We start from the raw sequence: 22,204 nt of genomic DNA on the forward strand, positions 1-22,204 counted from the left end.
AGAACGGAATCAATGATACCCATCGAGATAAAAGACCTGTCCGCAGGATATGACGGCAGAGCAGTGTTCAGCAACGTTAGTCTGGAGCTTAGGGAACGTGACTTCCTCGCGGTGATCGGACCGAACGGAGGCGGCAAGACGACTCTGTTCAAGGCGATCCTGGGCCTGATAGATCCAATGTCCGGAACCGTCAAGGTGTTCGGAGAAGAACCCGTTGGTTCGGCTCGTGGAATAGGTTATGTTCCGCAGAACGAGAACCTGGATTCGGAATATCCGATAAGTGCCAGAGAAGTAGTTCTCATGGGCATGAGGTCAAAAAAAGGAATCAGGCCGTTTTATTCCAAAGAAGACAAGGAGGCTGCCGAGAGGGCGATGGAGTACGCCGAGGTCATCGATTTCGCAGACCGCAGAATAAGCAAATTATCAGGGGGTCAACGTCAGAGGGTGTATCTGGCAAGGGCCCTTGCACCGGAACCTAAGATATTGATGCTCGACGAACCGACGGCAAGTCTGGATCCCTCGATGAAAGACTGCACCTACGACATATTAAGGAAACTGAACAAAGACGGCATTGCAATAATGCTGATAACTCATGATATGAGCAGCATATCCCACGATGTCAAACGTGTTGCCTGCATGAACCACAGGCTGATCGTAAACGATGCACCGGAGATAACGCAAGAGATGATCGCTCTGGGATTCCACTGTATTCCCGAACTTGTGCATATCGGTAGCTGTGATTGCGGAGGTCATAACCATGGTTGATTGGATCGCGGCATTCTCTATGCCATTAATTCAGAATATGTTCATAGTCGCAGCAATAGCATGTGTGCTTTGCGGAGTCGTAGGAACGCTTGTAGTAGTGAAACGAATGGTTTTTGTTACAGGAGGCATAGCCCACACGACCTTCGGAGGCGTGGGCATGGCATATTATCTGATGTCGGTTTTCGCGGTCTCTTGGTTCACGCCCACAATCGGCGCAGCTGTTTTCGCGGTCGTTTCTGCGGTCATAATGGCGCTTCCTGCTGTTTCCAAAAGGATGAGGGAAGACTCTGTGATCGGAGTGCTATGGTCTGTCGGAATGGCACTGGGTGTGATATTCATGAGCCTGATGGATAGGTCGGTGGTCACTCCCAGATCTTTTGAGAGCATCCTTTTCGGGGATATACTGCTGGTCGGGAACACGGAGCTCAAAATCATAGCCGTCGTTACTGTAATATCATTGATCATTATCGCAGCCCTGTTCAGGGACCTACAGGTCCTGACATTCGATGAGACCCACGCCAAGCTGAGCGGCATCAATGTTACAGCTATGAACATTATACTCTACATCATTATTGCAATGACGTGCGTCGTGGCACTCAATGTAGTCGGCATAGTGATGGTAATAGCGCTCATCACGATACCTGCGGCCATGTCGAACATGTTCACGGAGAGCCTGAAAGAGATGATGATAGTATCAGTGATTCTTTCATTGATAATGGCATTCTTCGGTCTGATAATAGCCATTGGAGCGGACATACCTCCCGGAGCCACCGTTTCTGTGACGATGGGCGTGTTGTTTATCATTGCGATAGTGGTGAAAACAGCACTTGGAAAAATTATGCAGGGGAGAGCCGAATGATCATATCCGCTCGAGCAATGCTCCGACTCCTCCGACCACATCTGTGACCCCTGCGTCTTTCCAGTCTTTCAGAGTGCAGTTGCCCGAGAGGACACCTACGAATGCTGCCCCTGAATCGCGGGCAGTGTACCAGTCGCTAAGATTGTCTCCTAGATACAGGATTTCTTCTGGCTTCACGCCCAACTCTTTAGCAAGATTTCTCATTGCTATCGGCGAGGGTTTGGCGTCGCAATATGGATGGTCGTCCCTGCAGACGACGGCATCGAAACGCTCATATATGCTCCAGATCGCCAGAACCGATTCGGCGTAATCTCTGCCACCCCTGGTCAGGATACCCACTTTGTATCCAGCACGCTTAAGCGCATCCATGGTCTCGACGGCTAGAGGAAAGGGCGACGCGTCTAGATAGTACTGTTTTTCAATCTCCGTGCTTCGGTCATTGATCTTTTTAATGATATCTTCGACGTCGTCCCATCGACCGGCGTCGTATATCCATCCATAAATGGGGACCTTTGTCAGGCGTCCGTCCTGTTTCCAATTATGTTCTCCCATCGGGATGTTCTCTTCTTTCATCACATCGGCCACTACATTGTGAAGTCTGGGATAATCGACACGTGTGTTCATGAAAGTGCCGTCCATGTCAAAACCGACAGCCTTGATATGGGGTTCCAACGCCATGGAAGCTAATGTGCCACGTGATTAATAATGTTAATGCGGGACAGGTAAAAAAAGAGTCATGTGAGAGTAGTAGCCCCCCTTCTGTTTCAGGCGGCATTCGACTAATGCACCCTACCCGCCGGTCCAGGGCAAATCATCCCGGCTGTATGAGCTTGCTCCGATGAGGTGTCGCCGTTTCACCAAATCTCCGGGAACGTCACTGTCTTCAGATCATTCTTTTTACCGGAGCTGTGTCGTTTCTGGGCCCTTGCCAAGGCTCTCGCCCCGCAGCATTTCGCTGCTCATCTTGCCCTCGGAGGAGGGAACTTCCTCAGCTGGACCGAAGTCCTACCGTCAGCCGCCCTCTCTCTCATGACGCCCGCCAATCAATAAACGAATATAAGATTTAATCGGGAAAATAGAAAGAAAGAAGTTTTGGAAAAGTGTTTCACGACTGGTTCTTTGGATTTTTGTCGACCATGCCGGTCGATTCCTTAAGCTCCTTGTCCATCATGGCGTCGATCCTCTCGGCCTCGGCCTGGATATCTTCAGGCCTGGGTATGTTGCCCAAGATGTTGTCGGTGTTACCAAAGGTCTTCTCTATGTCTTCGATGCCGGCTATGCTCCTCTCGGGCGAATTGGCGGCCGACCCTACGTACTCGGAGATACCTTCCATAAGCCTTGTGACTTCCATCGGGAAGAAGAACTTCGAAGACTCTCCCTGTCCGATCTTGACCATTGTGTCCATAGAAAGGACCGATAGGGCCTTGGAGTCCATCGTTGCTGCTCCCACGGAGAGGATACGCAGTCTCTGAGCCTCTCCCTGGCCCTCGAGTATCGTAGCTACTCTGGTACCCTCAGCTTCGAGGACCATGGCCTGCCTGCGCCCCTCTGCCTGGAGGATGCGGGATTTCTTTTCTCCCTCTGCCTTGAGGATCGCGGCCCTTTTCAGTCCGTCGGCCTCGAGGATCGCGGCGCGCCTCATCCTCTCCGCGGAGGTCTGCTCCTCCATGGAGTTCTTGACCTTGGCTGCAGGGTCCACTTCACGTATCTCGACCGCCTCGACCCTCACGCCCCACTTATCGGTGCTCTCATCGAGCGTGTCTCTCAGCTGGAGGTTGATGGTCTCCCTGTTAGAGAGGATCTGGTCCAGTTCCATCTCTCCTATAACGGCCCTCAGGGTGGTCTGTGCCAGGCTGACGGTCGCTAGCTTGTATTGCGTGACTTCGAAGTAAGCTCTCTTGGGGTCGGTGACCTTGATATAGATGATGGCGTCCACGTTTACAGGCGAGTTGTCCTTGGTGATGACTTCCTGGCGTGGAATATCCAACACTTCGGTACGCAGGTCCAGCTTGACGACCTGATTGATCAGCGGGAACACTACATTCAGACCCTGGTTCAGTATGCGTACATATTTACCCAGCCTCATGTAGATGCCCTGTTCGTAGGGCTGAACGATTTTCACCCCGCTTATGACTACTAGAACGATAACGAATATCACCAAAAGGGCGATAGTTATCAATATGGTTTCAGTTTCCATTTTTATTCCTCCGTATGTTTTACTTTATTATCGATAAGTTCTTTGGTTCACTTTTCGGACTCTATGAAGACGTGCACGCCCTCGCTCTTAATGACCTTGACCCTGGTACCAACCCTCAGAGGAACCTCCGAATTTGCACTCCATGTATCTGTACCGATCCGGACCTTTCCCTTGAGGGTCCCGGGGATCGTATCCACAGTGACGACCCCTGTCTCTCCGACCAATGTATCGGTGATGGTCGTCGAGGGAGGTTCGGGCTTCCCCAAAAACCTGTATGCGTATATCGTAAGAAGAGTAACGGGAATCGCCACGACGATGGCCAGTGCGACTGCATACCAAGTAAAAAGGAGGTCGGGCTCGAAAAGCCCCAGCCCTCCGATGATAATAAAGATCACGGCGGGGATTATCATAAAAACACCCGGCATCGTGGCTTCTACTATCAAAAATATTAACCCGATGATTATAAACAGCAACGCGACGGCTGTGGCTAGTTCCATGGCACGCCCATCTTCTTATCGTTATTTAATCATGTGTTAGTTCGAAAGGATGGGGTATTTTTTCAGGTCCAGGTCTGTTTTGACGGTAAACCTTATTAACTGCATCTGGTTACTCGGAATGGCGCAAGGGTAGTCAAGCATGGCCAACGACGCTAGGTTGAGGGCCTAGTCCTTAGTGGTCCGCGTGTTCAAATCACGTCCCTTGCACCATTTTTCCTTTTGCCTTCTATGAGCATCAGCCCGGACAGTTGCGCTTGGACGGTATTTTCCACTGGAAATATAGGGGTTAAAAAATAAAATATATAGGAACGGTCGAACTCACGCCGTTTCATATATCGGACGTATCTTGCCTCTTTTTATTCTGTCGCGGAGGTCTAAGACATTGTTGCGCACGGCCTCGATCATCTTGCGATATTCAAGGTCGCCCTTGCCTATGGAATTATCGAGTCCCCAGTTCTCGGTGTATGAGCAGGGGATATCCGTGCAGGATTCTCCGCATCCCATAGTGATCACAATATCTATTTTAGGCAGTTCCGACAGAGGTTTGAGATTATTCTCGGTTATGTCGCAGCTGCAATACTCTAAAAGCATCCATGCGACCCTATCGTCGAAGGTGTGCGGCGTCTCAGATCCGGTCGAGTACGCCTCAAAAGCATCAGATGCATATTCCCTGGCGAGAGCCTCGGCGACCTGGCTTCTGTACGAGTTGTGCAAACACAGAAATGCTACTTTAGGTTTTTTTTTTCATAATTCCATCAGAGCACGCAGACGATGCAGTCCTTAGATGCGCATGCGGAGTTATTAATCTTCCACTTGAGCGCCCATACCTTGATGTCTTTCGCAACCTCGGTCAATTCCCTTCCCATTTCGGTAAGGCGGTATTCGCTCTTTATCGGAACTGTCGTAGAGTCCACCCTCCTTTCGATGATGCCTTCCTCCTCCAGATTTCTCAACCTGTCCGAAAGTATCTTGGGTGTAATTTCCTTCATGGACCGTTTTATCTCGGAGAATCGTTTCCAACCGTCCCCTCCTTTGTAGAGTTCCAGTATGATAAGCAGCGTCCATTTCTTCGATAGGAAGCCCATTGTTCTGTAAACTGTGCAGTTCTCGTTCATGATATCTTGTAAGATACCATCCGTATTTAACCTGGTATCTTAATCATACTAGATAGCTAAAGTATAGGAGATAAAAAAATGTCAGAAATGTTTTGTTTTCAGTGCGAGCAGACAGCCAATGGTACGGGCTGTACGGGAAAAGCGGGAGTTTGCGGAAAGCCTTCGGATGTCGCAAATCTACAGGATGACCTAATTACTTCCTTGATAGATCTGGCCAAAAGCGCCCATGGAAAGATTGACACAAAGACTGACGACATTGTGATAGAGGCGCTTTTCCGCACTATCACCAATGTGGACTTCGATCCGAAATCGATCTCGGCCCAGATCGATGCTGTCAAAAAGGAGCGCTCGAGGGTCGGGTCCGGATGCAAGACATGCGGCTGCAGCTCTAACAAATTCAAACTGGTCACGGTCTGGAGCGACAACGAGGACATCAGGTCCCTAAAATCTCTGATTCTCTTCGGCCTTAAGGGGGTCGCCGCCTACGCGTTCCACGCAAAGGCCCTAGGATACACGGACCAGGATGTCAGCACTTACATGTACGCCGCGCTTAGGACCATCGGCTCGAACGCCAGCCAGGACGACCTCTTGGCGATGGTGATGGAGACGGGACAGGCCAACCTGAAAGCCATGAAGATACTGGATGAGGCGAACACCAAGACCTACGGGGTCCCTGCGCCCAACACGGTTTCGATGAATATCGAAAAGGGCCCGTTCATAGTGATCACGGGACATGACCTCCTGGACCTCAAGAAGCTTCTGGAGCAGACCGAGGGAAAAGGCATAGCGATATACACGCACGGCGAGATGCTCCCTGCCCACGGATATCCAGAGCTTAGGAAATATAAGCACCTCAAGGGCAACTTCGGAACGGCATGGCAGAACCAGCGCAACGAGTTCGACGGTGTACCCGCTCCAATACTCTACACCACGAACTGTCTCATGAAGCCCAAGGAGAGCTACGCCGACCGCGTGTTCACCGCAGGGCCTGTCGCTTATCCGAACACTATCCACATAGGGGAGGACAAGGACTTCTCGCCTGTAATCGCCAAGGCCCTGGAGCTCGGCGGGTACAAAGAGAACGTCCAGATGACCGGCGTCAACGGCGGAAAGAACGTGACCACGGGATACTCCGCCGGCACGATACTGTCTGTTGCTGACAAGGTTGTAGAAGGTGTAAAAGCCGGTGCCATAAAGCATATATTCCTCGTGGGAGGATGCGACGGCGCCAAGCCCGGAAGGAACTACTTCACGGAGTTCGTAAAGAACACTCCAAAGGACACCCTCGTGCTGACCCTCGCATGCGGCAAGTACAGGTTCAATGACCTGGACATCGGAGACATCGGTGGCATACCGAGGATACTGGATGTCGGTCAGTGCAACGATGCATACGGCGCAGTAAAGGTAGCTCTGGCACTTGCGGATGTGTTCAAATGCACGGTCAACGACCTGCCTCTGTCGATAGTCCTATCATGGTACGAGCAGAAAGCAGTCGCAGTGCTGCTGACGCTGCTGAGCATGGGTGTTAAGAACATATACCTCGGACCCACGGTCCCGGCGTTCCTCTCGCCCAACATAATATCGTACCTCGTGGAGAACTTCGGGATCACCCCGATCAGCACTCCCGAGGCGGATATGAAGAAGATGCTCGGCTGAACCGAAATCAAAAAACGTTTTTCATCCTGGCGGGTTTCGATGCATGCAAGGGGTATTCCCGCCGGGAGTTATTTCATATTCATTGGGGCCCGAAAGTCTCTCTGAGGAGTTCGATATCGATATTTTCGTTGCATATCTCCGAAACTGTATCGGCTATCCCCTCGATCGCTTCTGGCGGCATTATCTCGTTGATGGTGATCCGTGAAGGGAAAAGATACGGTGAATCGAACGAATATTCATCGAGGAACGCCCTGCGCGATTCTATGTATGCGTCTAGGACATCGGAGCTTGCCTTCTGAAGGTTCACCGATATGCAAGAGCCGTCATTGATGCCCCTCGTACGGCAGGATATTATGCCTATGCTGTCCGCAGGGTCCATATTTTCGATTTCTAATTTTCTTACCTCGTCCGGACTCAGACCCGTGTCGGCAACGATCAGCAGGAAGGCGAAGGCCCTTATCGTTCGGTATTCGGAACCGATATGTGCCAGTGCCTCGTTCCTTAATTTTACGTACGTCCTCAGGATTCCGTTCTCGTTGCGATTGAGACCATTGTTTCTATCGTGTGCATCCATGTTATCACGCATGGACCGCTGTACTTTCCGAATTATATGGTTCGGTTATACAGTTATATTAACTCTCCCAGTAGCTGCGGGCGGACTCCCCCATCATCACGGCGTTCTCGTCAGGTGTCATCAGGGGCATCTCGCATCCCGGTGCGAGTATCAGGCCCCCCTCCTTTCCGGCGGCATCTATGATGCGGTAGCTTTCCCTCTTCACTTTCTCGGGATTTCCCATCATCATGACGGACACCGGGTCAATATTGCCCATTATGGACATTTTGCCCGCGCTCTTCCTTGCTGCGGCAGGGTCGACGGCATGGTCGAAACTGAAGCAATCCGTTCCGATCTCCCTAAGAAGGGACATGGTGTTCAGAGAGTTACCGCATATGTGAACGAACGCTGGAACATCGCGATATTTTTTAGTCTCCTTTATGACATGTTTGATTGCGTTGTAAGAGTACTCGCGGAACATGTCCTTGGATATGAGGTCTTCCGATGAGGTCGGATCGGCCATCCACAAAACTGTGGACCCTGCCTCGATCATGCGTTGCTCCATCGCCGTAACCAAGCCTGTAATCTTTTTGATAGCGGTTTTGACGTAGTCCGGTTCAAGCAACATCTGAAACATCATGTTCTCGGTGCCCATCAAATATCCTGCCATTGTTAACGGCCCCCATGACAGTCCGCATATGTGGAGGTCCTCAGGTATTATGCGTGCGGTCTCCTCGATGCTGTCAACGAACACTCTGGTGAACCGGGGACATTCGGATGCTTTAAAAGGGTCGAACAGTGCCAGACCTTCTAGTTCCTCAGGTCCGTCCACCATAGGCTTCGGTACCATGCCGTAATCGTCCTCCGGAAACCTCACTTCTCCGCCCATGTCTGCGAAAGGTATCTGCGAATCCAAAATCGGCTTAACGAAATCGGAACGGGTCTTCATGGCATAGTCGACCGATACTCTCGCCGAAAGTTTCGGATCATTGCGTGCCTGGGTCACAGTATATCCGGCGCTGTGCGCGGCTGTGACCACCGCAAAGTTATTGACAGGTGTTCTTCCGATCGATTCGAAGTTCATCGCTGCTGCGACAGCGTCCCTGTGTCCTGCATCTTTCAAGTTATCCACTCAGGACGAAAGCTGATTACTGGATATTAACCGTTTCTGGTTATCTGCTCCTTTGACAGAGCTTTGTGACGCGGTAAGTGAACTCGGACGTGGAGAGGTCCCCTCCGACATCTTTGGTCTTCATTCCCTTCCTGTAGGCCGAACGTACGGCGTTGCGTATCTTGTCCGCCTCCAGATTCAGCCCGATGGTGTCCAGGGCCATAGCGGCGGCCAGCATGCAACCAGTAGGATTAACGGTGTCGGTGCCGGCAAGATATTCCACGGGTCCGTGCAGGGGCATGAACATTCCGCTGGTTTCGCTCAGATATCCCACGCAGGTAAGGTATGCCCCTCCGCACATCCCCGTCAGCACCCCGGAAACGGCGTTGCTGTATGGTACAGGTGTGACTATAACATCCGCGAACGAAGGGTCGAGGACCAGTTTCGACATCGCTTCGGCCACATCCATGTCGTCGATCACGAACTCGGAGGCTGCGAACTCTTTGTAGAACAGGTCCACGAACATGGCGTCCGAATATGGGTTGAGTTCCAGGTCCCGAAGGCAAGTGATCTTGCGCCTTTGTTTTGCGGTGGCGATATGCTCCCCCATCCTGAAGACCTTCCTGCAACCAGCCGCGTCGATGTAAGATTCGACGCTGACGCCGTTGAGGGTTTCCACTTCCTTTGCAGTGCCCACGGTCTGAGGGTTGCAGTTTATCAGCATGCAATCCAGGCCAGAGATTCCTATGCCGTCGCTGAGAGGCTGAAATTTTCTGAGCACGGAGCCCATGTCCAACTGTTTCCTGAGGGTCGCCAACGGGTCCCTGTAGTTCTTTTCGATCGCACGGTTGAGAACGGGGGTGGCAATTATCGCATCGGATTTAGCTGCCAGCTCCATCGTCTTCGGCGGAAGGTAGTATCCTGTTTTCTCGTATGCCGAAGCGCCTATTCTGCCTGGAAGGACCTCTATCTCGCTGGTGACAGCCTCTATCACAGAGACTGCGGCGTCGATAATCTCCTTACCGACCCCGTCTCCGGGAAGTATGAGGACCTTCTTCGGCATATTGCCACCTCAGAGCAGCCTGTCCACCAGGCCGGCATATATCAGAGGGAGCGTGATCGTAGCATCGCCCTCGACGGTCATCTTCTTGGCATTGCTCTTGACCTTCCCCCATGAAACTGCTTCTCTGATCGCGGCGCCGGAAAGGGAACCGTCGAACTCTTGCGCGGTAGTGAGATAAATGCAGAAATCCAGGCCTCCGCGGAACTGGTTCCACCAAATGACGTGGTGCTTGGAGATGCCTCCGCCGATGATTATCGCACCAGTGTATTTTGCCTCCATTGTAATTTCTGCGAGCATCTGCTCGTCGCCGAAGAGGTCGACCCTGAGGTTGCGGTGCATCTGATAGTATGTCCACAGCTGGGAGCCGAAGGAGCCGTCTGTGATCCCGGGCACGACAATCGGTACTTTATTGACGTGGCACTGGTACAGTAGGCTTTCCTCGCTGGGCATCCTCTTTCCGACCTCGTCAATGATCTCATGGGTGGTCATGTCTTTGCGGTCCTTGAATATTTCATCGAACATAGGCAGGAGGTTGTCTTCCAGGACTATTCCGTAGCATGAATCGGGGACCAGCACGTTACCGAGCCTGCTGACGCTATGCCTTCTGAGCCTGGCATCGTCCATCATGAAGTCCCCTTTGTAGTATGCCGCATAAGTCCTCGAGATATCATGGTCGAGGGTTCCGCAGGTCGTTATAATGAGGTCCACCATGTGGTTTTTCACCATATCGATTATGATGCCCCTTGTTCCGGTCGCCATGATGCAAGCGGGGAACGACAGTATTCTGAGGCACCCCTTTTTCTTGATCATCTTCTCCGCAATGTCGGTGGCATCGGCGAGCTTCTGAGCAGTAAAGCCTCCGGAGCGCCCCATGGCCTCCAAAATCTGATTTACGGTCATTCCTTTCGTTACCTTGATATCTTCTACAGGGACCAATTCTAAGTCTGACATTCAAAACACCTTGTATTGATTGGCTACCATCTGCCACCGATAAAAGGGTTTGTGCAGGCGCACATCGGGCGCGTTAAAGATATATCATCAACGCCCGATTACCGGGTGTGATCATAGCAGGCCGCAACAGAGATTACAAGGAGCTTTCGGAATCGCTCAGTAGGAAGAAGGTGCTGGTGCTCACCTGTAACACCTGTGTCAGGATATGCGGGGGGCTGGGAGGCGCGGATGCGGCGGAGAGGCTTTCCGATAAGCTGTCGAAGGACGGTATCGATGTGACGGGAACGATAGTCGTATCTGCATCGTGCATAGGGTCCAGGGTCAGAGAGAAGTTCGATCCTGAAATGCTGGCCGGTTCTGATGTGATTCTATCGCTGACATGTCCGTTGGGCGCCTCATGCGTGGCGGTGGTATCCGGAAAGGACATTTGCAATCCGGTCGAGATAATAGGAATCGGATACCTTGACGAGGACGGTACACCTATAGTCGTGTCAGGCTCGTGCGACTATCCTCAAGAAGAGCCTGCGACCGAGGCGGCAAAAGAGGCCGGCCTATTGATGTCGCCGTTTGTCTAAAATTAAGTATAAAAATACTTGACGGGGGATCGCTCCCCCGTAATAGGTTTTAAGCTCAGATGTACAGGACCGCGGTCACCAGACAGATGGTGGACAGCAGTTTGATGAGCACGTGTATCGAAGGTCCGGCGGTGTCCTTGAAGGGATCTCCGACAGTGTCTCCGACGACTGCAGCGGCGTGTGCGGGCGAACCCTTTCCGCCGTTTGCTCCGGCTTCGATGTACTTCTTGGCGTTGTCCCATGCTCCTCCTCCGTTGTTGAGGAAGTTGGCAAGCAGGACACCGACGATCGTCGCTACCATGATGAGCGCACCGACTGCCGCAGGGGCTTCGACGGCAAGCTCATCGGGAAGGACCCACTTGAACAGGAGTCCGAACAGGATGGGTACGATAATCGGTAGAAGAGCGGGCAGGACCATCTGCCTCAGGGCACCGCGGGTTGCGATGTCGACGCAACTGGCGTAGTCCGGGTCGGAAGTTCCTTCCATGATGCCCGGGTCCTCTCTGAACTGCCTGCGGACCTCTTCGATCATTTCGCCGGCCGCCTTTCCGACGGCGCTCATAGCGAGGGATGCGAAGTAGAACACAAGCACCGCTCCGATAAGTCCGCCGACAAATATCAGCGGGTTGCCGAGGTTGACCTGCATTGCGTCGATAAGGCTGGGCAGGCCTTTGATTTCTCCGACGATTTCGAAGTAGGCTGCGAACAGAAGGAATGCTGCAAGCGACGCGGAGGCCATTGCATATCCTTTCGTCAGGGCCTTGGTGGTGTTTCCGGAAGCATCCAGCTTATCGGTCCTCTCTCTGACTTCGGCGGGCTGGTCGCTCATTTCGATGATGCCGCCTGCGTTATCGGTGATCGGTCCGTATGTGTCCTCGGCGAGGATGAACGCGGAAGATGCGAGCATTGCAATCGTTCCGACGGCTGTTCCGTAAAGTCCGAAGATCATTCCGTTGGAGCCGGTGGGGTCCGCGTAGTATCCGAGCACGAAAGTAGCGCATATGGCTATGCTTATGCAGATTACGGGGAGGAGAGTAGACTCCATTCCCACAGATATTCCTTTTATCACGTTGGTGGCCGGGCCGGTCTTGGATGCATCTGCGATCGACTTGACGGGTCCGTGGTCTCCGGTGTAATATTGGGTGATATAGACTATGGCGAGAGCTAGTACGATACCGACCGCTCCGCACCCTGCGAAATAGAACCAGTTGGAGACTTCGTCCTTAAGGAGCCAGTATACTGAGAATGTTGTACCCACTATGACGAGCGCCATTGTGACGTAGTAGCCGCGGTTAAGAGCGGAGAACACTTCTTTGTCAGAATCCCTGAGCTTAACAGCCAGGATACCTATCAAGGAGGCGATCAGTCCGAAGGCCATTATGACCATCGGCAGGTATATCCAGTTATTAGAAAGCCCTAAGCTGCCCGCGATTTTGAGGACTGCAAGTCCGATGACCATCGATCCGATGATCTCGGCCGCGGTCGATTCGAAAATGTCCGCTCCCCTTCCGGCGCAGTCTCCGACGTTGTCACCGACGAGGTCGGCAATGACGGCGGGGTTCCTGGGGTCGTCTTCAGGTATTCCTGCTTCGACTTTTCCCACGAGGTCCGCACCTACGTCGGCCGCTTTGGTGTAGATACCGCCGCCGAGCTGGGCGAACAGTGCCGCGAATGATGCACCGAAAGCATATCCTATGATGTAGTGGAGAGTCTGGGTCATCTCTACGTATATGGCGTTGTACGCAAGGAACACGGCGAATAGGCCGAGGATACTGAGGGTCGAAACAATGATTCCCGAAACGGCACCTCCGCGGAACGCCGTCTTGAATGCGCTGGCGAGAGACTCGCGTGCTGCGCTGGCCGTTCTTATGTTTGTGCTAACGGATACCTTCATTCCGATAAACCCGGAAAGGATGGAGAATCCCGCACCTATGAGGAACGCGATTGCCACTGGATATCCGAGATAGTTTCTGGTGGACTCGGGGATTCCCGCGAGTGCGATTATAATGGCAACGATTATGCTTATGACAGCTATCGTTTTGTACTGGCGCTTCAGATATGCCATGGCGCCGGTCTCTATCGCATCGGAAATCTTCTGCATTTCAGGCGTTCCCTTGTCTCTAGACCTTATGTCGGTCAGGAAATACAATGCAAAGACCAGTGCGATCACGACGGCAACAGGTATCATGAAAAGCAAGTTTTCAACTGTTGTTATTTCGATCATGAGTTTACCTCTGAACTTTACTTGCGGTAAACTCTCCTTCTATAAATAATACTCTTGGCGGGATGCATGGATAACAGGTAAAATACATACCGCAGGACATAAGATATGAATCATATTTTTTTATCGCTGGCACATTTTTATAATACGCCTTTGAAAAATAAGGCGATAGCCTAAACACCAATCAGAAGAATGCATCATCGGAGCTTCGGCTTTTCGTATAACGTCGCGCGTACGAATCAGTTTTATATAAGAGTGGCCTAATCCCCACATTCAGGAGTTTCGCCATATGTATATGATCACAGAGGCCGAGAGGAAGGTCCGCGTCCCGCCAAAAAATCTGGGCGAAGATATTAGTGAGGCTATAGATAACCTCACATGGGATACTTTCGAGGGCAGATTCAACGAGGACAAATCACTTACGGTCCTCATAAAAGACGTCGAGCCTGTGGGCCCGGGTCGCATAGTCCACGGTGACGGTGCAGTGTACCAGACCGTAAAATATAACCAGCTAGTCTACAGACTGAAGGACAACGAGGTGATCGAGGGTATAGTCGTGGAGATCCTCAAGTTCGGAGCTTTCATAAGATTCGGCCCTCTAGATGGCCTGTTGCATATCAGTCAGGTAATGGACGACCGTGTCGACATCGATGAGGTCAACCAGAGGCTCGTAGGGAAGGAGTCCGGAAGGACGCTTTCCTTAGGGGACAGGGTCAGGGCGAGGGTCGTCAGCATAGACCTTAACGACAAGAACCCCCAGGACAGCAAGATCGGACTTACGATGCGCCAGCCCGGCCTCGGAAAGTTCCAGTGGATCGAAGAAGACAACACGAAGAAGAAGGAGGCGGCCTGATGGCAGGACCTGTTCTTAAAGCATGCAAGAACTGCAGTTTCATATCCGAAGACGATACGTGCCCCCGTTGCGGAGGACAGACATCCAAAGAATGGCAGGGATATGTGGCGATTATCGATTATACGAAATCGGAGATTGCCAAGCGCATGAGCATTATGGCTAACGGCAGATATGCCCTGAAGGTCCGCTGATCTGATGGAGCTCAGGGACAGAAAGCTTCCGGAGGACAGGCGCGAACTGTTCAGGAAGCCTATCGGGCGGGACCTGGGCGAAAACGAACTTATTATACTCGATAAAGGTTCCAAATTGATTACGGTCGGCGACGTGGTATCGCTGGTCGTCAGAAAGCACGGCATCGTGCCGTTCCTCTCCATCTATGACGGAAGGACGGAAAGGCACGAGATGACCGAATTCTCATCTCTCGTTAAAGACAGCGGTTGGGACGAGATAGAGGTCAGGAACCCTCCAAAGATGATAACTGCGGAGTTAATCGAGGCCGTGAAAAACGCTTTCGAAGGAGACATCCATATCATAAAGGTGGATGGGGAAGAGGACCTGGCGACCGTCGCCTGCATGGCCCTTGCGCCCTATGGCACCAATATCGTGTACGGATGGCCCGGAAGAGGGATGAAGCTTGTCACCACGGACGAGCATATCCGAAAAGAAGCAGAACTGCTCATTGAGATGATGGAGGAGCTGTAATGAAGATAGAAATAACCCAGCAGAAGAAAAACCCCCTGCAGAAGAGGAACGAGGTATACTTCTCGGTGGACCACACCGGGGAGAGCACACCAAAGAGGAACGCAGTGGCCGAGGAGCTTGCCAAGACATTGAAGTCCAAGAGGGACAGCCTGGTCATCGACCACTTTGACTCAGTTTACGGCAAGGGAGTATCCGAAGGATACGCCAAGGTATACGAGAGCAAAGAGGCTGCATTGGAGTTCGAGAACGAACACCTCCTAAAGAGGAACGGCATCGAGGCACCTAAGCCTGAAGTACCCAAGAAGGTGGAGTGAAAATGGCAGCACCAAAGAAGAAGGTCGCACCTAAGTCAATCAGCAAGAAAGACGCATACAAGGTCGAAGGCAACAAAATCATAAGGACCAAACCGGTATGCCCCAAGTGCGGACCGGGCGTGTTCATGGCCGTCCACAAGGACCGGACATCCTGCGGAAAGTGCGGGTACACCGAGTTCAGCAAAAAAGAGTAAAGGCATCTTCATTCGGCTCCCGCCCTCTCAATGGGAGCCTCAGGATCGCCGGGGCCCAGCCCCGGCATGACCTGCCTGCTTCTCTTTAACGCTTTACATTAAAAGGGACCCGTGGTATAGCTTGGATAGCATTGGGGCCTCCGGAGCCTCTGACCCGGGTTCGAATCCCGGCGGGTCCGCTTCATGTCAACGGTCGCAAGACTGTCATTTTCTTGGAGGCCATATTCCGTTAAGGCGGCATCCTATGCGGTCAGGGTCCATCGTGGAACATTCCATGCCCGGAATATTCATCCTGACAACTGGCACATTGACTTCCGGTCGAGTTAAATCGGATACTATGACCATGTCAAAACCTGCGTTCATCAGTTTGTCGAGAACGACCTCTATGTCGTCCAGAACATAATCGGTCGATTCGTCTTTCATATCCCTGAGTTGCACTTTACGATCAAGTTCGGAATACCATAGGTGATTGATCCTTTTGATCTTCTCATATCCCATGTCGCGGGTGGTTTTCTGAATCTTGGTATTCACTTTCACGCCTTGTTTATGTGTAGCCCTGCTTTGAGCGACCTCGGTTATCGCACGTACGGCCGCGATCTCCGGGTCCAGGTGCGTACCGACACCGATGGTCAGCATCTCCGGGTCCTCTGTCCTGACATCATCGGAGGCCGCGCCTATGGTTGTCACGCCGACATCGGTGGTAATATCCTTGAGTTTTATTTCGACACCTTGTTTATGGAAAGCTTCCAGAAGTCTTCCCGGAACGGAATCCGGCTCTACTACGACATCTGCGTTGGCAACTTCGCGGTCCTCGGCCAGAGACCATGCGTCCCTCTCGATGACCTCGAAAGTTGCGTGAAGTATCGCCTCTTCTATCGTGTTTCCCGAAGCCAGCCCGTTCGTGTTGTATCTGAAGAGCTGGAGGTCGCCGTCCGTAACGTAAGGATGGTATACTGCGCACGCAGGGACCCAGATTTTTTCTCCCCTGAACATCTCCCACCCCTCGCACCAGGCGATCTCCGCGTTGCGATAGTAGTTCAGACGGTCTATCGGAAGTATCAGGTCGGCGGGGTCCACCGTGAGTCCGGTATCCTTGGCTTGTTCGTAAGTTCCGTAGACGATCTCGTCATCGTCGCGCACCTCCGCGCTGTATCTCTCCATAGCTTCCATGACAGCTGAAGCTTTGGCCTGTTCGTAAGTGGCCCCTTTGCCGTTGTAACTTGATACGGCGCCCTCGGCGGCGTCTGGTCTGGATATCGAGAACACAGGGATGCCCACGTTGTCCTTCCCCGTGATGTCCTCGGGAGAAAGCAAACCGGCTTTGGCAAGAAGCGGGAGGGTATTTTCGAGAGTTTCCAGAGGTGACATTATCCTTATCCCGCCTTCGCGGTCGTATTTCGGAGACCTTACCAAAGTCAGCGATTTCATAGGAGGCGGTGATTGCATCAATGGTTTAAGTAATCCTATCATAAAGGTAGGAGATGCGGCAATTCATCAAATCACATTTACTAACACAACGGCAAGTTTCAGGGACAAATCCTTAACATAGACTGCATATTCGGGGCCATGGAACTCAGACCCGACGAAGAACACATACTCAAAGGCGAGGAAGGCGAAAGCCGCCGCAAAGCGATGGAACTTCTAGTGGCTCTCGGCAAGGTCTACGGTGCCGAGGACCTTATCGATATCACTTCCGCTCACCTTTCGGGCGCTTCATATAAGACGATCGGCGATGGCGGACTGAAATACCTTGGCGACCAGGTCGCCGGAGGTGCCAAGGTGTCTGTACTGACGACCCTGAACCCTGTAGGGATGGACCTCTGCAGATGGAAAGAGATGCACATCTCCGAAAAATTCGCTGTAAAGCAACAGAAGATCGTAGAACTCTATGGAAAAATGGGGGTGAAGACCACGTGTTCATGCACCCCGTACACCGGAGAAAACGTTCCGAAATTCGGGGACCATGTGGCATGGGCAGAGTCATCGGCTTTATCCTTTGTTAACTCATTTATCGGAGCAAGGACCAACAGAGAAGGCGGTCCCGGAGCGTTGGCTGCGGCAATTCTCGGTAAAACGGCGAATTATGGACTCCATCTCGATGATAAGAGGGTACCATCTGTGTTGATCGACGCAGATATAGACGGCTCTGTCTTCAGTTATTCACTTCTCGGACAGGCAGTAGGTTGCGCCATCGGCGGTCGTGTCCCGTACTTCAGAGGACTTCCTAAAGACACAGGTATCGAAGAGGCAAAGACACTCTCCGCGGCAATGGCGGCAGCAGGTTCTGTGGCGATCTGGCACGCGGAGAACGTGACGCCGGAGGCTGGGAAATATGACGTGTCGGACCTCGAGGTTATACATGTGGGCAAGGAAGAGCTCAAAGCGGCCTATGACACACTGAACACGGCGGACGATGTCCAGCTTATAGCTCTCGGGTGCCCCCACCTGACCCAGAAGGAGATCCATGAGATCGCAACAATGCTTAAAGGTAAAAAGAAGAAACAGGGTTCTCCGGAGATATGGTTCTGCACTTCAGCTGCAACCAGGGAAAAATGTGGCGAGGATGTGAAGATACTGGAGGAGTTCGGTCCGGTCCTGGCAGACACATGCATGGTGGTCGCACCCATCGAGGGAACATTCTCGCGCACCGGCACAAACTCAGCCAAAGCGGGGAATTATCTCCCGACGCTTTGCTCGCAGAACATAATGTGCAAAGACATCGCCAAACTGATGGAGGCGGTATATTGATCCTCTCCGGACGCTCGATATCCCCTGGCAAGGCCAAGGGCGAAGTACTGAAGCTGGACGAACCGTTCAGCTTTTTGGGAGGGGTCGATGGCTCCACAGGGGAGCTGAACTCCGGAAAAGGAAACGTCGCCGGCAAGGTGTTCGTGTTCCCTGCAGGCAAGGGAAGCACAGTGGGATCATATGTCATGTACGACCTGGCCGTCCACGGCAAGGCTCCGGCGGCAGTGATTAACAACAACGCCGAGACGATAGTCACAACCGGGGCGGTGATATCGTCCATACCGATGGTCGACCGTATCGATGTTTCTCTTCTGCGCGATGGAGACAGGGTCACAGTCGATGCAGATGCGGGCACGGTCGAAGTGGAAGGCGTTGAGATAATCGAGTCCGTATCATCTGCCATACTGGTGGATGGAAGGGTGCTTATGCTGAAGCGTCCCGAAAACGCACGTTCGTTCCCGGGAGTATGGTCACTAGTCGCCGGAAAGATCGAATTCGGCGAGTCGCCGGTCGAAGCATCCGTACGCGAAATCATGGAGGAAACCGGTATTGACGTACATGCGCCGGACAGGTCCGGCAGGGTTGTGACGGTCAGGGAAAAGGACACCATATGGAGAGTGTATCCTTTCCTCTACCGTCTCAAGGCAGCGGAGCCCAAGCTGAACCATGAGAACCTGGGTTTTGAATGGGTGGAGCCCAAGGACCTGCCGTCGAGGAAGACCGTCAAGTATACGTACGAGGCGGTCTCGGCGATGCTGGAACCGTGATCACGGCTCTGCGGCAGTTATGCCGATCACGATATCCTCGCCGGTGACATCCCACGTCTTAATCTCATCCCCTCCGGGGCTGTCGGTGAACGTAAGGCTGTTGGCCCTGACCTCGCCAGAGATGTGGTCTCTCCATGAGGAAAGAAGCTCAACCAGGCGCGGCTCCGCCTTTACATCGCAGTTGATGAACTGCTCGACGTTGAGCTTCATGTCCTTGCGCATCTGCTGGACCCTGCGTATCAGTTCCCTGGCATATCCTTCGGCTTCTATCTCGGGCGTGATCGAGAAGTCGATGAACAGGTCGCCCTCATCGAACGGCACTTCCGTGGTTTCCCCCTCGGGGACAGTGCCCTCGAGGAGATATCCGATGTTCTTGATGTTGGCCTGTTGGGCCAGCACATTGCCGAAGACCTTGATGGAGCTGTTGACGTTCCCGTCCGTTCCGCGTATGTATGCCCCGAGCAGAGGCCATCTTAGCTTGCTGCCCATCTTGGCCCTCTCGGAGGCTATTATCTCGACTATGTTCTGTATCAGCGCCATGCTGTGCTCGAGACCCTCGTCGATAAGCGATTCGTTGCAGACAGGCCAGTCCTCCATATGGACCGTGAGCTTGCTGCCGCCCATGTGCTGGTACACTTCTTCCGAAATATGCGGCGCCATCGGAGCGAGCGCTATGGCCGTGCTCATTATTGCATAGTGCAACGTGAAGTAGGATGCGTTCTTGTCCTTCTCGGAGTCCTCGTCCTCGGCCCATGTCCTGTCCCTTACAAGACGGACGTACCATCTGGAGAGATCTTCCATAATGTAGTCCTCGAGAGAGCGTGCGACCTTGTGGAGCTCCCTGGCTTCCAATCCCTCGGTCACATCGCGTTTCATGTGCTCCGTACGGGAAAGCATCCAGAGGTCCTCGTGCCTCAGGCTGTCGCGTATGGTATCGAGAGAGTATTTCTCCGGCTCGTAACCATCTAGATTCATGTAGGTCGAAGCGAAGTTGACCACATTCCAATACGTGTTGAGCATCTTCCTGGCGTTCTTCGGCCCGTCCTTCTGGAAAGATGTGTCCTCCCATGGGGCGTTTGATTTGACCAGATATAATCTGAGCGAGTCTGCCCCGACCTGGTTGATAATTTCCAGAGGCTCGATCACGTTGCCTTTGGACTTGGACATCTTCTGTCCTTTGGGGTCCAAAACCCATCCGTGCATCATCACTTCGTCATAGGGTGCATGGTCGAAAGATATCACTCCGGCCCCCAACTGCGAGTAGAACCATCCGCGCGTCTGGTCGTGGGCTTCGACGATGAAGTCGGCAGGCCACCATTTGTTGAACTCTTCCTTCTTGGCAGGGTATCCGAACTGAGCCCAAGACGCAACTCCGGAGTCGAACCAGACGTCCAACACGTCGGGGACCCTGTGCATGGTTTTTCCGCACTTCGGGCATTTGAACGTAACTTTGTCTATCCAGGGCCTGTGCGTGTCCATTCCCTCGGTGTATCCTTCGCCTTCTTTGAGCTCCGAATATTGTCCGACCACGCGCTTCTCGCCGCATCCGCATTCCCAGACGGGCATAGGTATGCCCCAGTAGCGTTGCCTGGATATGCACCAGGACCTAGCTCCCTCCACCCAGTTGCGTTCCCGCGACTCGCCCGCCCAGCTGGGCACCCATTTCGTCTCGTCGATTTCGCTCAACATCTTGTCTTTTAACTTCGGGATGTCCAAGAACCACTGGCGGGTATCTCTGTAGATGATGGGAGATTTGCATCTCCAGCAGTGGCCGTAGCGGTGCATCACTCTTCCCGACTGGAACATTCTATTGTTCTCGGCCAGGTGTTTTATCACATCGTCGTTGACGCCACGGACCTTCCGTCCGGCCATCATCGGGAAATCATCGTTGAACCTTCCGTCCTCGCCTACGGGGCAGAACGGGACCATATCGTATCTTTTTCCCGTGTCGTAGTCGTCGGGACCGAATCCAGGGGCCGTGTGTACGAGCCCGGTGTTATCTTTTTCGACATACTGCGCTGTAACGACCTTATAGACCCAGTCACTTTTCTTGAGGCCGTTTCCGATTTCAAAAGGCGGAACGTACGAGAGGCCCTCGAGTGCTTTGCCCTTCATCCTTTCGATGACCTCGAATTCCGAGTATCCTCCCTGGCTCATCACATATCCGGCCTGGGATTCGAGGACGATAACATCTTCGGTTCCCATGTCGTTCTTCATCCTTACCTTGGCATAATCATAATCTGGGTGTACGGCGACAGCCATATTTGACGGCAAAGTCCATGGTGTAGTGGTCCATATGAGGAGCGAGCAATCCTGACCTATCACGGGCATCCTCACCATTATGGACGGATCGCTCTCGTCCCAGTATTCGATCTCCGCCTCTGCGAGGGCAGTCTCGCACCTGGGACACCATGTGACCACACGGTCGGCGTCCTCCAGGAGCCCACGGTCGTATGCACGGGACAGAGTCCACCATGCGGATTCTATGTATTCCGATTTAAGAGTCTGATAGGGATTGTCCCAGTCCATCCAAACGCCGAGCTGTTTGAACTCCTCGGTCATGCTGACCCTGAGGTCCAGAGCATACTTCTGGCAAGTGGAGACGAACTTATCGATACCGACGTTCTCTTCGATCTCCTTCTTGGAGTGCACGCCCATCTTCTTTTCGACCTGCACTTCGATAGGCAGGCCGTGCATGTCGAATCCAGGCTGGTCGCGGACGTTGAGCCCGTTCATTCTCCAGTATCTGATAAAGATGTCCTTGACGGTCTTGTTCATGGCCGTACCGAGGTGTATCTTCCCAGTGGTGTACGGGGGACCATCACAGAAGTAGAAGTTCTCTCCATCGGATCTGTATTCCTTGGTCTTCTCGTATGCGTTCGTGTCTTTCCAGAACTGTTGGACACCCTTCTCGATATCTGGCGCGTTATAATCTGCACGGACCTGCTTTATCATCGCTCATCCTTCTATGCCAAGTTTATCTTCCTGGCGGTGCGCGATGATACGCGCGCCCCTATAAAGAATCTCCCAGCGATGCGCCGTCGAGGTCGCAACGGTATCGTT

General features: G+C 52.7%; 23 protein-coding genes, 2 tRNA genes and 1 other RNA gene. 13 read left to right on the forward strand and 13 right to left on the reverse strand.

Going from position 1 to position 22,204, the window contains the following annotated elements:
- The first annotated feature begins 12 nt into the window (after nt 1-12).
- On the forward strand, nt 13-765 hold the full coding sequence (locus VB016_03410) for an ABC transporter ATP-binding protein (GenBank protein ID MEA4977582.1): 753 nt from the start codon (nt 13-15) through the stop codon (nt 763-765).
- Nucleotides 758-1,624 (forward strand): metal ABC transporter permease, encoded by an 867-nt coding sequence (locus VB016_03415; GenBank protein MEA4977583.1) that lies wholly within the window; start codon nt 758-760, stop codon nt 1,622-1,624. The genes VB016_03410 and VB016_03415 overlap by 8 nt, the downstream gene beginning before the upstream one ends.
- On the opposite strand, the gene VB016_03420 is transcribed toward VB016_03415, so the two are convergent.
- From VB016_03420 to VB016_03435, 4 genes are all read right to left on the reverse strand, one after another.
- Nucleotides 1,625-2,302, reverse strand: a complete 678-nt coding sequence (locus VB016_03420) for an HAD family hydrolase (protein ID MEA4977584.1) — start codon at nt 2,300-2,302, stop codon at nt 1,625-1,627.
- A gap of 58 nt (nt 2,303-2,360) precedes the next feature.
- Nucleotides 2,361-2,655, reverse strand: an RNA gene (rnpB, locus tag VB016_03425) — RNase P RNA component.
- Between the two features lie 74 nt (nt 2,656-2,729).
- Nucleotides 2,730-3,821, reverse strand: coding sequence for an SPFH domain-containing protein (locus VB016_03430; GenBank protein ID MEA4977585.1), 1,092 nt, complete (start codon nt 3,819-3,821; stop codon nt 2,730-2,732).
- A 47-nt stretch (nt 3,822-3,868) separates the two neighbouring features.
- Complete coding sequence (locus VB016_03435) at nt 3,869-4,318, reverse strand: NfeD family protein (GenBank protein MEA4977586.1); 450 nt, start codon at nt 4,316-4,318, stop codon at nt 3,869-3,871.
- Nucleotides 4,319-4,441: 123 nt separating this feature from the next.
- On the opposite strand from VB016_03435, the gene VB016_03440 reads away from it, so the two are divergent.
- Nucleotides 4,442-4,528 (forward strand) — tRNA-Leu (locus VB016_03440).
- Nucleotides 4,529-4,636: 108 nt separating this feature from the next.
- Here the strand turns inward: VB016_03440 and VB016_03445 are convergent.
- A complete protein-coding gene (locus VB016_03445) occupies nt 4,637-5,038 on the reverse strand; it encodes a hypothetical protein (protein MEA4977587.1) in 402 nt (133 codons plus the stop codon).
- A gap of 35 nt (nt 5,039-5,073) precedes the next feature.
- Nucleotides 5,074-5,433, reverse strand: a complete 360-nt coding sequence (locus VB016_03450) for a helix-turn-helix domain-containing protein (protein ID MEA4977588.1) — start codon at nt 5,431-5,433, stop codon at nt 5,074-5,076.
- A gap of 78 nt (nt 5,434-5,511) precedes the next feature.
- On the opposite strand from VB016_03450, the gene hcp reads away from it, so the two are divergent.
- Nucleotides 5,512-7,089 carry a hydroxylamine reductase gene (hcp, locus tag VB016_03455; GenBank protein ID MEA4977589.1) on the forward strand — a complete coding sequence of 526 codons (1,578 nt, stop codon included), beginning with the start codon at nt 5,512-5,514 and terminating at the stop codon, nt 7,087-7,089.
- A gap of 79 nt (nt 7,090-7,168) precedes the next feature.
- Here the strand turns inward: hcp and VB016_03460 are convergent, their stop codons facing one another.
- From VB016_03460 to VB016_03475, 4 genes are read right to left on the reverse strand one after another with little or no spacing between them, the layout of a single operon-like run.
- Nucleotides 7,169-7,663 (reverse strand): hypothetical protein, encoded by a 495-nt coding sequence (locus VB016_03460; protein MEA4977590.1) that lies wholly within the window; start codon nt 7,661-7,663, stop codon nt 7,169-7,171.
- A 58-nt stretch (nt 7,664-7,721) separates the two neighbouring features.
- Complete coding sequence (locus VB016_03465) at nt 7,722-8,774, reverse strand: uroporphyrinogen decarboxylase family protein (protein MEA4977591.1); 1,053 nt, start codon at nt 8,772-8,774, stop codon at nt 7,722-7,724.
- A 40-nt stretch (nt 8,775-8,814) separates the two neighbouring features.
- On the reverse strand, nt 8,815-9,816 hold the full coding sequence (locus VB016_03470) for an isocitrate/isopropylmalate family dehydrogenase (GenBank protein MEA4977592.1): 1,002 nt from the start codon (nt 9,814-9,816) through the stop codon (nt 8,815-8,817).
- 9 nt (nt 9,817-9,825) lie between these two features.
- Entirely contained in the window at nt 9,826-10,767 is a 942-nt protein-coding gene (locus VB016_03475; GenBank protein MEA4977593.1) for a deoxyhypusine synthase, read from the reverse strand.
- Between the two features lie 107 nt (nt 10,768-10,874).
- On the opposite strand from VB016_03475, the gene VB016_03480 reads away from it, so the two are divergent.
- Nucleotides 10,875-11,342, forward strand: coding sequence for a hypothetical protein (locus VB016_03480; GenBank protein ID MEA4977594.1), 468 nt, complete (start codon nt 10,875-10,877; stop codon nt 11,340-11,342).
- 55 nt (nt 11,343-11,397) lie between these two features.
- Here VB016_03480 and VB016_03485 read toward each other — a convergent pair whose 3' ends face one another.
- Complete coding sequence (locus tag VB016_03485; protein ID MEA4977595.1) at nt 11,398-13,566, reverse strand: sodium-translocating pyrophosphatase; 2,169 nt, start codon at nt 13,564-13,566, stop codon at nt 11,398-11,400.
- A gap of 286 nt (nt 13,567-13,852) precedes the next feature.
- Here VB016_03485 and VB016_03490 point away from each other — a divergent pair, with 286 nt between their 5' ends.
- The 6 genes from VB016_03490 to VB016_03515 all read left to right on the forward strand — a co-directional run bounded on the left by VB016_03490 (nt 13,853) and on the right by VB016_03515 (nt 15,805).
- Nucleotides 13,853-14,416, forward strand: a complete 564-nt coding sequence (locus VB016_03490; protein MEA4977596.1) for a DNA-directed RNA polymerase — start codon at nt 13,853-13,855, stop codon at nt 14,414-14,416.
- Nucleotides 14,416-14,607 (forward strand): transcription elongation factor subunit Spt4, encoded by a 192-nt coding sequence (spt4, locus tag VB016_03495; protein ID MEA4977597.1) that lies wholly within the window; start codon nt 14,416-14,418, stop codon nt 14,605-14,607. Before VB016_03490 ends, spt4 begins: the two co-directional genes overlap by 1 nt.
- Before the next feature lie 4 nt (nt 14,608-14,611).
- A complete protein-coding gene (locus VB016_03500) occupies nt 14,612-15,118 on the forward strand; it encodes a DUF359 domain-containing protein (GenBank protein ID MEA4977598.1) in 507 nt (168 codons plus the stop codon).
- Nucleotides 15,118-15,432, forward strand: coding sequence for a 30S ribosomal protein S24e (locus VB016_03505; GenBank protein MEA4977599.1), 315 nt, complete (start codon nt 15,118-15,120; stop codon nt 15,430-15,432). The genes VB016_03500 and VB016_03505 overlap by 1 nt, the downstream gene beginning before the upstream one ends.
- 2 nt (nt 15,433-15,434) lie before the next feature.
- On the forward strand, nt 15,435-15,626 hold the full coding sequence (locus VB016_03510) for a 30S ribosomal protein S27ae (protein ID MEA4977600.1): 192 nt from the start codon (nt 15,435-15,437) through the stop codon (nt 15,624-15,626).
- A gap of 105 nt (nt 15,627-15,731) precedes the next feature.
- Nucleotides 15,732-15,805, forward strand: a tRNA-Arg gene (locus VB016_03515).
- A gap of 25 nt (nt 15,806-15,830) precedes the next feature.
- On the opposite strand, the gene VB016_03520 is transcribed toward VB016_03515, so the two are convergent.
- Entirely contained in the window at nt 15,831-17,054 is a 1,224-nt protein-coding gene (locus VB016_03520) for a YcaO-related McrA-glycine thioamidation protein (protein MEA4977601.1), read from the reverse strand.
- A 138-nt stretch (nt 17,055-17,192) separates the two neighbouring features.
- Here VB016_03520 and VB016_03525 point away from each other — a divergent pair, with 138 nt between their 5' ends.
- Both VB016_03525 and VB016_03530 read left to right on the forward strand, forming a co-directional pair.
- Nucleotides 17,193-18,374 carry an aconitase X catalytic domain-containing protein gene (locus VB016_03525; protein MEA4977602.1) on the forward strand — a complete coding sequence of 394 codons (1,182 nt, stop codon included), beginning with the start codon at nt 17,193-17,195 and terminating at the stop codon, nt 18,372-18,374.
- Nucleotides 18,371-19,141 carry a DUF126 domain-containing protein gene (locus VB016_03530; GenBank protein ID MEA4977603.1) on the forward strand — a complete coding sequence of 257 codons (771 nt, stop codon included), beginning with the start codon at nt 18,371-18,373 and terminating at the stop codon, nt 19,139-19,141. The genes VB016_03525 and VB016_03530 overlap by 4 nt, the downstream gene beginning before the upstream one ends.
- Here the strand turns inward: VB016_03530 and ileS are convergent, their stop codons facing one another.
- Nucleotides 19,142-22,096 (reverse strand): isoleucine--tRNA ligase, encoded by a 2,955-nt coding sequence (gene ileS, locus VB016_03535; GenBank protein ID MEA4977604.1) that lies wholly within the window; start codon nt 22,094-22,096, stop codon nt 19,142-19,144.
- Nucleotides 22,097-22,204: the final 108 nt, after the last annotated feature.

Source organism: Methanomassiliicoccaceae archaeon (assembly GCA_034928305.1).
Taxonomy (GTDB): domain Archaea; phylum Thermoplasmatota; class Thermoplasmata; order Methanomassiliicoccales; family Methanomethylophilaceae; genus VadinCA11.